Annotated in this window: 8 protein-coding genes; 5 read left to right on the top strand and 3 right to left on the bottom strand. The window is 66.7% G+C overall.

What is annotated here, in order from left to right; translation table 11 throughout:
• Positions 1-290: 290 nt before the first annotated feature.
• Together ACFEMD_RS08255 and ACFEMD_RS08250 are read left to right on the top strand one after the other, a co-directional pair.
• Positions 291-2,102, top strand: a complete 1,812-nt coding sequence (locus tag ACFEMD_RS08255) for a hypothetical protein (protein ID WP_394740563.1) — start codon at positions 291-293, stop codon at positions 2,100-2,102.
• 181 nt (positions 2,103-2,283) lie between these two features.
• On the top strand, positions 2,284-3,399 hold the full coding sequence (locus ACFEMD_RS08250) for a DUF4352 domain-containing protein (RefSeq protein WP_394740562.1): 1,116 nt from the start codon (positions 2,284-2,286) through the stop codon (positions 3,397-3,399).
• 41 nt (positions 3,400-3,440) lie between these two features.
• Here ACFEMD_RS08250 and ACFEMD_RS08245 read toward each other — a convergent pair whose 3' ends face one another.
• Both ACFEMD_RS08245 and ACFEMD_RS08240 read right to left on the bottom strand, forming a co-directional pair.
• The gene (locus ACFEMD_RS08245) at positions 3,441-3,623 is read right to left on the bottom strand and encodes a hypothetical protein (RefSeq protein WP_005554448.1); all 183 of its coding nucleotides are present in this window, start codon (positions 3,621-3,623) and stop codon (positions 3,441-3,443) included.
• A 263-nt stretch (positions 3,624-3,886) separates the two neighbouring features.
• A complete protein-coding gene (locus ACFEMD_RS08240) occupies positions 3,887-6,844 on the bottom strand; it encodes a bacterio-opsin activator domain-containing protein (RefSeq protein WP_394740561.1) in 2,958 nt (985 codons plus the stop codon).
• Between the two features lie 455 nt (positions 6,845-7,299).
• Between ACFEMD_RS08240 and ACFEMD_RS08235 the strand changes: the two genes are divergently transcribed.
• Entirely contained in the window at positions 7,300-7,770 is a 471-nt protein-coding gene (locus ACFEMD_RS08235; RefSeq protein ID WP_394740560.1) for a hypothetical protein, read from the top strand.
• 762 nt (positions 7,771-8,532) lie between these two features.
• The gene (locus ACFEMD_RS08230; protein ID WP_394740559.1) at positions 8,533-9,882 is read left to right on the top strand and encodes a Cdc6/Cdc18 family protein; all 1,350 of its coding nucleotides are present in this window, start codon (positions 8,533-8,535) and stop codon (positions 9,880-9,882) included.
• A gap of 401 nt (positions 9,883-10,283) precedes the next feature.
• Here ACFEMD_RS08230 and ACFEMD_RS08225 read toward each other — a convergent pair whose 3' ends face one another.
• Entirely contained in the window at positions 10,284-10,460 is a 177-nt protein-coding gene (locus ACFEMD_RS08225) for a hypothetical protein (RefSeq protein ID WP_394740558.1), read from the bottom strand.
• Between the two features lie 60 nt (positions 10,461-10,520).
• Here ACFEMD_RS08225 and ACFEMD_RS08220 point away from each other — a divergent pair, with 60 nt between their 5' ends.
• Positions 10,521-12,929: a S8 family serine peptidase gene (locus ACFEMD_RS08220; RefSeq protein WP_394740557.1), complete on the top strand. Its 2,409-nt coding sequence runs from the start codon at positions 10,521-10,523 to the stop codon at positions 12,927-12,929.
• The last annotated feature ends 43 nt before the right edge of the window (positions 12,930-12,972 follow it).

Genomic DNA, 12,972 nt, shown 5'->3' with positions numbered 1-12,972 from the left:
CCAACGGCGCGGAATCGGGTCGATCGTCGGCGAAACGCCACGGGTCACCGGAGAGGACCTCGGATCGTTGCGGCCGTTCCGGCCACCGGGTCGGCGGCTCCGTCGGTGTCGGAGCGAACCCATACGGCGTCGATCGGCCCGATCCTTCGTCGCCCTTCGTCGCCGGTTTTTGTAGCCGTTGCGCGGATGTTCGAGTAGCCTAGCGGCCGATCAGTCGGGATGGACAGCTAGGTACAGAGACCGCACAGATGAGTCGAAAAATCATTGTTATCACACTCGTCGGTCTTCTCGTGTTAGCCGGTGCAGTCGGAGCGGGAGGCGTCCTCGGCGGCGACGCCAGCCCGGCCGCACTCAGCGCACAGGACACCGACCGATGTGATTCGAGCGAACACGACGACGAAGAGAGCAGCTCCGCCGACGAATCGGACGAGAGCGAGAGCGACAGCGAGAGCGAGTCCGATCGCTCCAGTAGCGATAGTAGCGAGAGCGATAGTACGCGAGACGTCTCCGAGCGCGACAGCTCGAGCGACAGTTCGAGCGACCGCGAGGTCAGCGAGAGCGACTCGAGCGACAGCGCGAGCGACAGCGACAGCGACAGCGACAGCGAGGAGACCGACTCCGAGCTGAACGACCGCGACGAACAGCGCGACAGCTCGAGCGAGCGTGACGTCAGCGAGATCGACGAGAGCGACCGCGACTCGAGCGAGAACGAGATCGACGACACCGACGTCGAGAACGTCCAGGACGACCGCGACAGCGAGCGCGACTCGAGCGACGCTTCCGACAGCGAGAGCGAGAGCGACAGCACGCACAGCGAGCGCGACAGCTCCAACAACGATAGCAGCCTCGACGAGACCGAGGTCACGGCGAGCGACAGCGACGAAAGCGCGAGCTCGAGCGACCGCGACTCGAGCGAGAGCGAGCGCGACAGCTCCGACCGCGACGTCGACAACGACAGCCTCGACCGCGAGGAGAGCGAGCGCGACGCCAGCGACGAGAGCGACTCCGAGCGCGACGCCGCCTCGAGCTCCCTCGACCGCGAGGAGAGCGAGCGCGACGCCAGCGACAGCGAGTCCACGGAAAGCGACTCCGAGAGCGACGAGAGCGACTCCGAGCTGACCGAGAGCGAGGAGAGCGACCGCGAGGAAAGCGAGAGCGACGCCGAACACGACGAGCGCGACCTCGTCGAGCGCAACGACGCCGACCGCGACAGCTTCGACGTCATCGACAGCGAGAGCGACAGCGAGGAGACCGAATCCAGCTCGAGCGACCGCACGGAGAGCGCCAGCGACAGCAGCTCCAGTGACACCGACTCGATCGACGTCGCGAGCGACGAGAGCGACCGCGAGGAAAGCGAACTCGACGACCGCGAGAGCGACAGCGAGCGCGACAGCAGCTCGAGCGACGAGAGCGAGCGCGACGTCACCGAATCCAGCGATCAGGGCGCCGAGAGCGAGTCGGACGAGAGCGAGCGCGACGCCAGCGAGAGCGACAACGAGCGCGACAGCGCCTCGACCAGCAGCGACGAGAGCGACCGCAGCGTGAGCGAGACGAACAACGACAACGCCGAGAGCGAACTCGAGACGTCGGACAGCGACGCCGAGCGCGACTCGAGCGAATCCGACGAGAGCGAGCGCGGTAGCTCGAGTGTCACCACTGAGCGCGACGGCAGCACCCACACCGTCGACAACGACACGAGCGAGAGCGACCGCAGCGAGAGCTCCGAGTCCGAACTCGACACCGACAGCGAGAGCGACACCGGCCTCGACGAGAGCGAACGCTCCAGCTCGGACAGCGAGAGCAGCTCGGACAGCGAGAGCGACTCGAGCGCCAGCGACCGGACCGAAAGCGAGAGCGACGACTCGAGCGACTCCGAGAGCGAACTCGACGAGAGCGAGAGCGACGCCGACCGCGACGAGAGCGAGACGACCAGAAGCAGCAGCGACGTCGACAGCGACCGGGAGAGCTCCCAATCGACGAGCGAGGAATCGAGTTCCTCCTCGGGCTCCGAGGACGACTGCGACTCGTTCGGCTCGAGTCTCAACTCCTCGATGATGCCCGCGACGGCCACCGGAGCGCTTGTGGCTGCAGCGGCGAACTGACACCGTCCCGGAACGGACGCGAACCGACCACCCGTTTGCCCCTTTCTTCGGACCGACCACACCGCCAGCGAGCGCCCGGATCGGCGAGCAGGTTCGCCGCCGCCGTCTCGGGTCGGCGAACCCCGATTCGACCCCATCTTTCACCGACCCTATAGGCTCCTCGCAGCCGTCCGTACGGCCAATGAAACGACGGACGTTCGTCGGCCTCGCCGGAGGAAGCCTCCTCGCGTTCGCGGGCTGTACGGGGACCCGCACGGAGACGGGTTCGGATGCCGACGGAAGCGACGACTCGAGTCGGACGACCGACTCGACGCCAGGGACGGACGAACGCGACGGCTCGGAAGCCGACGACGCGAGTGACGACAGTGATGACACGAACGACGATGACGACGGGGACAGTGACGACGAAACGGGCGAGCGGACGGCCGCGGTCGGCGAACTCGTCGAGGGCGAGGACCTGGAGTTCGTCGTCAGCGACGTCAGCCGTCGGCGCTCCTTCGACGGACTCGTCGTGGACGAGGCGGATCGACCGCTCCTGGACGACGACGACCGACGACAGGCGAGCGCGGACGAGGAGTTCCTCGTCGTTGAGTTCGCCCTCAAGAACGCGGGCGACGAGCTCGTCTCCACGGGCGACGCGTTCGAGCCGGTGCTCGAGGACGCCCGAGAACGCACGTACCCGCAGGCTCGGTCGGTGAGCGAGACCGCACTCGCGGACGGCTCGCTGGCGCCCGGCGAGGTCGAACGCGGCGAGTTCGCCTACGAACTCCCGCGCGGCCGGGCGGTCTCGTCGCTGGCGGTCGGCGCCGAGACTCCGGAGGTGTTCGGAGCCGACGGCGTCGTCGTCGACCTCGAAGCCGAGGCCGACGAGGTCGTGACCCTCGAGCAGGAGCTTCGGGTGCCGACCTCCGAGTTCGGGACCGGGATCGAACGCGACGGGCTCGAAATCAGCGTCGATCGACTGGGGTCCGGGAACGATCTCGGCCCGTTCTTCGAACCCGAGGCGGACCACGAGTACGTCGTCGTCGGCGTCACCGTGACGAACGACACCGATGGGGATCGGGAGTTCGAACTCGGCGATCGGACGCGACTGAAGGACGAAACCGGCCGGAGCTATCCGTCGGAGCCCGACGCGCTGTCGTCGCTCGAGCGCTTCGACGAGACGGTCACCCTCGCCGACGGCGAGCAGTACGACGGGTCGATGGCCTACCACCTCGAGCGCGACCGGGAGGAGCTCTACTGGCTGCTCGAGCCGCCGGAGTGGGAGGGTGAAAAGGAGTTCTGGCGGCTCCGCTAGCCGGAACTCCTCGATCGAACCGCGACCGAAAAACCTGCTCGCTACATCCGGGGACTGTGCCTGTTCACCTGCAGTCCGTCCGTGCCGTCGGACTCGTACGTTGCCATCATTAGCCCGACGACCTCCGGGTTCGATGGCTCGTAGCCGAGCTGTTCTTCCATTCGGTGTTTGATCTCCTCGAATCGGTCGCTCTTCGATCCGTACAGTTTGATGTGTGATGTCATCGGTCTCTCCTTTCGCGTTCGATCGGTTGGTCGACTGACCGCCGAGCCGCCTCGGTCGGTGGCTCGGAACGGGGCGGTCGGGAGTGCCCGCTCGTCCGATCACCGAGTATTCGAACGCCCCGAATGGCAAAGAACGGGCGGCCTATGTAGTCGGACGTTCCCCAACCGACGCCCTTCGGTACTGTTGTCGGTCGGCGTTCCCATCCGTTGTCGGTCGTCGCCCTCTACCCGTCGTCGGCATCCGTGACCGCTCGGAGCGCCGGTCAGTCGTCGGCGAACAGCACCGTCAGGAGCTTCCGCTGTGCGGCGTGGAGGTGGTGGTTGAACGTCGGCTGGGCGATGTCCAGCAGCGCGGCGACTTCCGCGCCGCTGCTCTCGCGGGGCGTCTCGTAGTAGCCGCTGGCGTACGCGGTTCGCAACACCTCGTACTGTCTGTCCGTGAGCCGGCGCTCGACCTCCGCCAGGAACTCGAACCGCGTCCGTGAGCGGCGATCCTCGTGGCGACGACGGACGAGCTTCGCGCCGGGAAACGACGCCGAAACCGCGTCGACGACCCGTCGGACGTCGGCATCGCCCGGCAGCTCGGCGACGACCGTCGCGCCGTCCGGAGCGCTCTCCAGTGACCGGACGACGGCGCCGTACTCGAGCAGTCGAGAGACGACGCTGTCCCGGGTAAACAGACACGCGAACAGTCGCGTATCGTTGCGCTCGGTGACGAACGACGTCTCGGTTACTTCCGGTGCCCGGCCCGCGAGTTCGAGGACGCGCTCGGCCGACGTCCCCTCGACCGTGAACAGCCCACGGATCGAGCCGTCGCTCCGGGTGACGACGCTCTCGAGTTCGACCCGGGCGTCCGCCTCGGAAGCCCACCGAACGAAGGCGAGATCGGCGTCCCGCAGTTGGAACTCCAGCTCGACGACGTCGGTCGTCTCCAGTAACGAACGGGTGACTTCGAGGGCGTGAATCGCGTGGCCGAGCCGCTCGCCGATCGCCTCGAGCGCGCGTCGCTCCTCGTCGCCGAACGCGTCGTGACGGTCGGCATAAACCGTCAGCCCGCCGTACCGAAGCTCCGCGTAGCCGATCGGCACGCTCAGAGCCGACCGGTAGCCCCGTCTGGCTGCCTCGCGTCGCCAGCGTTCCGGACGGTCGCCGGCCAGGAGCCGCTCGCGGCACTGCGGCTTCCCCGTCCGAACTGCGGCACCAGTCGGCTCCTGTTCGTCCGGCGGAGCGGTCGTGTCGATCGAGACGGTGTTGAGGTAGCTTCGCTCGGCGCCGGCCCACGCCCGGGGTTCGATCGTCTCGCCGACGATGTCGTACGCGCCGATCCAGGCGAACGCAATCCGCTCGTGGTTGACCAGTCGATCGCACGCTGCCGCTTCGAGCTCCGCTCTCGAGGCAGCGGTGGCGATCGCCCCGTCGATCCGGCGCCCGAGGGCGGCGCTCGCCCCGAGCCGCTCGAGGCGTTTCGCCTGAGCGTTGATCGTCTCCTCGCGAGCCGCCAGCAACCGCTCGCCCCCGTGCCGTTCCAGCGCCGCCCGTGCGATCGAGGTGGCGGTTGCGAGCGGCTCGAGAAGCTCGTCGACGCCGTCGACCGCCGCGACGAGGACCCCGTGTTCCCCGAGCGGGAGGACGACGCCGCGAGCGAGTCCCGGCTCCGAGACCACCTCGTCGGGCTCCGGTGCGACCTCGCGGACGAGCGTCCGCTCGCGGTCGACGAACGCTCGCCAGGCCGTTTCTCCCTCGAGCGTCGACGCCGGCCACCCGTCGGTCTCGGCTAACGTTCCGGCTCGAGCGGAGCGCTCGAGCGCGTCCCCGCGCTCGTCGTACAGGTAGCCCGTCACGGCCGAGGCGCCGGGAATCCCGACGAGCGCGTCGACGGTTCGGCGGGTGACGTCGCGGGGCGACTCGCCGCGACGAACCTCGGTCCGGAGCGCGACGACGGTCGTCCACGCCGCGTCCGCCCGGTCGCGCTCGAGGCGGGCGCCGAACAGCGACGTTACGCCCCGGACGAACGCGATTTCGGCTGCCGAGAAGTCCCGGCGCACCGCCGTGTAGACCCCGAGGAACCCCCACGGTCGATCGGTGGTGGTTCCAACGGGAGCCTCGAAACCGTCCTCGATCCCGTGCTCGCGCAACAGCGAGGACAGCGCGGAGCGGTCGTCGGCTTCCCGATCGAGGAACGTCACGGAGTCGCCGGATCGAGCCTTTCGGTTCGGATGAGATGGGGTCGTTGACCGACCGACGAGTCGGCCGATACCGTCCCGCCAGCCCGCGCCAGCCCGGAGGACGACCGCGTCCGGGCGCGACTCGAACAGCCCACAGCAGTCGGCGCCGACCGCGTCCGCGACCGCGGCCGCGACGCTCTCGAAGAACGCGTCCGAATCGGACTCCTCGCGGAGTTCCCTCGAGAGCGCCGCGAGCGCGCGCTGTCGGCGCGCGTCCCGTTCGATCGGGACGCTCCCCCTGTCGGTTCCGCTGAGATCCAGCACACTACACAGGTACGTTTCCGAGTCGGTCGCCGTCACCGACCGCTGTACGGGGATCGCGCATCCGTCCGTCCGTACGCCGAGCGCGTCGTCGATCGTCGACCCCCGGCGATCGATCGTCGCGCGGACGGTTTCGGCCGTCTGCGGGCCCCGATCGGCCGGAAACAGGACGGTCCAGGGTTCGCCGAGCAGCGCGTCCGGCTCGTAGCCGTACAGGTTCGCAAACAGCTCGCTGACCTCGATCACGCGAAGTCGGTCGTCGAACAGACAGCTCCCGCCCGCCGCCGGAAGGGACCCTTCGCTCGCGTCGTCACCGGGTGCGATTCCAAGGTCCCGCTCGTCGACCAGCGACGCGATACGCGACGCGAGCCATCGTCCCCGCGTCGCGTCCTCCTTTCGCAGGACGTCGGTCGCGCCCGCCGCCCGCGCCCGGTCGACGGTCGCGTCGTCCGCCGTGCAGACGAGCAAGACGACGGGGAGGTCGGACTGACGCTCGCGGACGGCCTCGAGCAGGTCGACGCCGTCCCGTCCGGGGAGGTCGGCGTCGGTCACGAGACAGTCGAACCCGCCGTCGGTGAGCCGCTCGAGCGCGTCGCCCGCCCCCGTCGCCATCGTCACGTCTATCGGCCCGCTCGCCTCGAGCGCGCTCGCCGTCGTGGCGGCCGTCTCGCGGTCCGGATCGACGTAGAGCAACCGAACGGGGCGAGTCGACTGCGGGCTCGTGTGCGGTACCATTGTTTCTTTCGTGGCGCGGACGCTCCTCGCTCGAGGACTCTCGGCGCGATCGGCCGTTTCGCGAGAACGGGACCGCCGTTCCCCGCGAGCGAACGACGATCCGCGGACGCTGGCTCGAGCCGGAACCGTCCGAACTCCGTCGGAACGGAGTCTGTACTAGACGTGGATTTCACGGGCAGGCTCGAGAAAGGAGGGCCTTCGATCGTTGAACGGCTGGACCGACGTGGCTAGCCCGACCGCTGTCGTTCGACGCCCGGGATCAGTTGTCGGCCCCGTCGGACCTGCGTGGGTCGAGCCGGACGGGAACACTCGACAGTCGCGACGGCAGCTACCGTCGCCGACGCGCTACCGACGTACGTGCCGTACTACTGGTCGATGGCGCCGCAGGCTGGTGGCTACTCATTCAGTTATCCCGCTTTCCCGCCCGCGGCGCTACTACCGAGTAGAGCCCGACGATGACGACAGACCGCCACACCGACGCGAACCCGTCCGCGGGAGCGGACGAACTTCCGACCGTGATCGCCGACGCGATCCGGGAGTTCGCCGAGCGACGAGCCGTCAAATCGGGCGGCTCGGACGAGTTCCCGGTTCCCGTCGACGCCGTCGACCAGCTATCGGATCTCAACGGAAGGGCGCTCCGTCTCGAGGAGGCGGTTCCGCTCTCGGAGGCCGTACCCGGCGTCGTCTTCCTCTGTTCCGTGGACTCGCTCTCGGCCCTGGTCCGAAACGAGGCGGTGGTGCGCTCGCGCTCGGCGTTCGCCGCGTCGGCCCAGCGACTCGTCTCCGAGGCATGTCGGAACGGCGTCGACGTCCGCGGGAGCTGGTCGCTGCGGACCGAGGAGCCGTTTCCCGACTTCGAACTGGAGATCCTCGAGGTCGAGAAGCCGGTCCGGAGCGACGACTCGTCGTCAGCTACCCGCGAGTGACTTTCTCCCACGACTGAAGCTGTGGGATTTCGCGCTGTCACCGCTGTAAAATAGCCAACGCAGACAGGAGAACCAGCACGAGCCCTAACCGATCTCGTGTTCACTCGTGAACTACGTCAGTAGTTCTACTGATGAAACAATATAGATAGATAGGATAGATGTATATATAATATAATATGTGTGTATGTGTGTGTATGTGTGTATGCGTGTGTATAATGGAAAGATCAGCTACCGTCTAAAGCAGATTCTCTCACACACCACTGTCGAAATGAAATCCACTTTGGAAGGTCTAGAGGGATTTCCCTCACACACCGTTGTCGAAATGAAATCTCCCGACTAAATACAGATGCAGCGGTTCACCGGTGGTGGAGCGGAATACCTCGCCGCTGTGTGTCTCCGTTCGGAAATCATTCCGATACTGGTGTCTCGCTCGACTGGTTACGGTCAGACATCGTACCCTCGAGCGGCGACGGAACGACTTCCTCCCCTTCCATTCCCCTATTTCATTTCGACAACGGTGTGTGTGGGTCAGTCCACGTATTTCATTTCGATGCTGGTCCCCTCATTTCGACGGAGGTGCGATACCGACTTTTCATTTCGATTATGGTGTTCTCATCTCGATGATGACCCCCTCACTTCGATACCGGTCCGAGTCCAGGTCATTTCGAAATCGGTGTCCTCATTTCGGAGACGCCCGTTTCAATTCGACCACGGCCCCTTCATTTCGAAATAGGTATTACGAACCAGTGTGCATCACGAGCCGTGAATCACAATCCATCAGAGACGTGCGACGGGAACGATGATGGATCAGATCCCGCTTCCGAGCCCTCTATCGTCGACGACATCCTGGATGGGGAGCAGAAGACGGTTTTCGAGAACAAACAGCTCGTCGACTCGAATACGATCGTCGATCATAATCGAATCTACGGTCGAGACGAACAACTTGCGGCCGAGGCCCGCGCGTTTCGTGACACGCTCGACGGTGAACGTCCCCCGGATCTCCTGCTTTACGGTCCGAGCGGCACCGGAAAGAGCCTCACTGTGAAAGCGGTCGCCGAGAAAGTCAAAGACCGCGCCGTCCAGAACAGTATCGAGTTCGACTTCGTCGCAGTCAACTTCAAAACGATGGAGTCACACTCGCTGGACCGCGCCGTCTGGAAGCTCGGCCACCAAACCGCCAAAAAAGCCGGAATCGCGTGGGACATTCCTCGAAAAGGCGTCTCTACCGACGCGAAGTACGTCCGATTGTACGAGATCGTCGATCGACACTTCGACGCGCTCGTGTTCGTCCTCGACGAGATCGATACCCTCACCGGTCACGCCGGCGACGACGAACCTGCGTACTCCCGGTTGCTGTACAGTCTGAGCCGAGTTATGGCCGAGCAACACGTCGATACGCTCGTCTCGACGGTCGTTATTACGAACCATCCCAAATTCCGCGAGAACCTGGATAGTCGGACCGACAGCTCGTACAACCCGACCGGTATCCACTTCTCCGACTACGATGCAAACGAGTTAATCGAGATTCTCAACCGCCGACGTGATGCGTTCAAAGACGACGCCCTCGAAGAGGGCGTTATCGAACTCGTCGCTGCGTACGGAGCGAAAAACGAGGGCGATGCGCGACGAGCGATCGACCTGCTTCGCGACGCGGGAGAGATCGCGAACAGGAACGGAGAGACGGTCGTCACGGAGCAACACGTGCACGCGGCCAACGACTCGGTCGTCAAAAACCGCGTGCTGGAGATCGTCGGCGGAATGTCCCTCCAGAAGAAACTCTCGCTGTACGCCGCGGCCGTCGTCGCAGACGTAAGCGACGGGACGGCACCGAGTCCGGCGGTCTATACGCTGTACCGAGAGATCTGCCAACGCACCGACCGGGACGTTTACACGCAGGAAACTGTCAACAGCCACATCAACAAAGCGGGAACGTACGGCGTTCTCGAGAGCGAGCGAACGAGCGACGGCTTCAAAAGCGGGGTTCATCTCGTGTTCGCGTTCACCGAACCGGTCGATGCCGTTCTCGAGACGCTCGAGGCCGACGACGTATTCGACGAGATCGAACTATCCACCGCTCGATCGGTTGCGCGTCAGTCTCTCCGCGACACGTGATCCGCTCGGAGTCACCGTCCAGCGGAACCCGACTCTGACGAAACGGAGGACGCTTCACTCCCCCGTCTACGATCAGAGTACCCCTCGATACGCCTCCACTCACCCCGCTCGAGTGCGACCGACAACCGCCACCTCACGGCGCCACCTGATCGAAACGGAGTGTTTCCGCTCGATAACCCCCGGTTGCTCGAGCCCGGGACCGATACGGATAGCCCCGCCCTCGAGCAGGGGCTATCCAAACAGCTACCACCGCTTTGTGGGTCGCTCCAAATGCACCGAGTAGCGACGAATCGGGTCGGATGGCGAAGAAACGACGACGATCGCTCCGTGCGAGCGGGCCCGTCGGATCGACCGACGGTTCGATCGCCGGGAGCGATCGACGGAGACCAGCGTCCATGAGACTATCGAACCAAGCGACGCGTCGGCCTCGCGACCGCCGAGTGGCGGTCGCCTCCGGCGTCCATGTCCCGCCTCGCCGCGCTCGCGTCGGGGTCGACGGCCTCGAGCGGCACGGTCCCGACCGCGGCCGTCTGTATCGCCGCGGTCCCGAGGCGTCTCCGGACCGGCTCCGTTTCCACTCCACTCCACAGTGAACGATGATTCCCACCAACTTTTCGCGTCGAGACGTCCTCAGAACGATGGCAAGCACCCCCGTCGCCGGCTCCGGTATCGGAGCGGCCGCGGGAGACGACTCCGACAACGACTGCCGCCGGTACGTCGTCGGAACGTCGCCGGACGCCTCGACCAGATCGATCTCGAGCGACGCCGTCGCGGTCCACCGAATGCTCTCGTTCGGTTCGGTCGGGGGCGCGACGGTCTGTACGTGTACCGACAACGTGGCCGCTAAGTACGAGACGCGAAGCGACGTGCGGTACGTCGTTCCCGACCACCGTCGACGTGCGATCGGTCCTGCCGCCGTCTCGAGCGGGCCAGCGAGTACCGCACTCGAGCCCGATCCGGGCGACGACCAGGTCGTCCCCTGGGGGATCGAACGGCTCGGCGTCGACTCGCTGCCGGCGAAAACCGACTCGAGCCGCGAGGCGACCATCGCCGTTCTGGACACCGGGATCGACCCGGATCACGAGAGCCTCGAGGTCGACGACGGCGCCTCGTTCGTCGACTGCGAGGACGGTTGCGACGACGACTGGGAGGACAACGGCACCCACGGCACTCACATCGCCGGAACGGCGGCGGCCGCGGACAACGACGTCGGCGTCGTCGGGGTCACGCCCGACGCCGAACTGTGCGCCGTCAAGGTACTCGACGGGGACGGCGGCGGGCGCGACTCCGAGATCGCCGCGGCCATCGAGTGGTGTGCCGACGAGGGGCTCGAGGTCCTCACGCTGAGCCTTGGCGGCCCCGAACCGGGACCGATCCTCGAGGACGCCATCGCCTACGCCTACGAGAACGGGACCCTCGTCTTCGCGGCCGCCGGCAACGCCGGGCCCGACGAGGGCACCGTCGACTACCCCGCCGCGTACGACGCCTGCATCGCCGTCGGGGCGACCGATTCGCGGGACGAGGTCGCGGAGTTTTCCGCCCGCGGAGAGGGCCTCGAACTGGTCGCCCCCGGCGTCGACGTCGTGTCGACGGCCCCGGGCGACGACTACGAGACGATGGATGGAACGTCGATGGCCGTCCCGCACGTCGCGGGGCTCGCGGCGCGGCTGCTCGACGCCGGCGTTCCCCACGCCGAGGATACGACGGACCCGGACGATCCGGGCGGCGTCCGCGGAATCCTCCGGGAGACCGCCGAGGACCTGGGCGTCGACGAGACCGAACAGGGGTACGGACTGGTCGACGCCGAGAGCGCGGCCGAGGCGATCGAGGCCGTCGCCACGGAGGGGGCGACGGCGGTACGGGCGTCGAGGGCAACGCTCACCGGCGCGGTCCGGTCGCTCGAGGACGACGGGACCGCCGACGGGTTCTTCGAGTGGCGACCGGCGGACGGGGACGGCTGGTCGGAGACCGATTCGCAGACCGTCGTCGAGGACGAGACGTTCGAGGCGACCGCCGACGGGCTCGAGCCCGAGACCGCCTACGAGTTCCGGGCGGTCGTCGAGTCGGGCTCCGGGAACGAAGCCGGAGAGACCACGGCGTTTACCACCGGCGCCGACTCGCTGGCGGTCGAAACCGACGACGCGACCCCCCTCGACCACGGCTCGCTGCACTGCGTCGGCTCCCTCGAGGGGGTCGCGGACGCCGACGCCGTCGAGGCGGGGTTCCAGTGGCGGGCGGCCGACGACGACTCCTGGACGGACACCGAGGGGACCGAACGGGCCGGTATCGGCGAGTTCGAGGAGGAGCTATCGGGACTCGAGCCCGAGACCGCCTACGAGGTTCGGGCGGTCGTGACGGACGGCGACGAGACCGCGACGGGCGACGCCGTCTCCGTCGAGACGGATCCCGAGCCCGGCGTCCCCGAACTCGAGGCGTTCGAGGTGTCGGACAACAGCTCGCAAAATTCCGTCGGCGCGTCGGTCCAGTGGACGGTCACCGACCGGGACAGTGACCTGGCGGAGATCACCTCCGAGCTCCGGTACGCCGACGACGAGGAGGTGCTCCACAGCGCGACCTCGGAGCTCGAGGGCGGCGAGGAGAGCGGAACGCACACGCTCAGAAACGCCGATCGGATCGAGGGGGCCGGCGAGGAGTACGAGATCACGATCAGGGCGACCGATCACGAGGACAACGCGGCCGACGCGAGCGAGGAAGTCACGCTCGACGAGCGGTCCCCGGCGCCCTCGATCGATTCCTTCGAGGTCGAGGCGACGGACTTCCTCGGGACGCCCGCCGCGGACGTCGAGTGGACCGTCTCGGACGAGGGCGGCGAGCTCTGGGATCTCGAGCTGGAGTTGCGCCTCGCGGACGACGACGAGGTGCTCGACGATGCGAGTTCGATGGCCAGGGGGGATGAAGACGCCGGAGACCACCGCCTCACCGGGGCCGACGACGGTGCGGGCCGGGAGCACGAGGTCACGATCACGGTTACCGACTACTTCGAGCAGACCACGACCGAGACCAAGCGGGTGACGCTCGACGAGTGATGCGGTGGCGGAGACGATACCGTACTGGAACGGCTCCGATCGA

Origin of the sequence: Natronococcus roseus, assembly GCF_043677095.1 — an archaeon.
GTDB classification, from domain to species: Archaea; Halobacteriota; Halobacteria; order Halobacteriales; family Natrialbaceae; genus Natronococcus; species Natronococcus roseus.
Note: the sequence above shows the minus strand (reverse complement) of the source record. Positions and strands in the feature narration are given on the sequence as shown.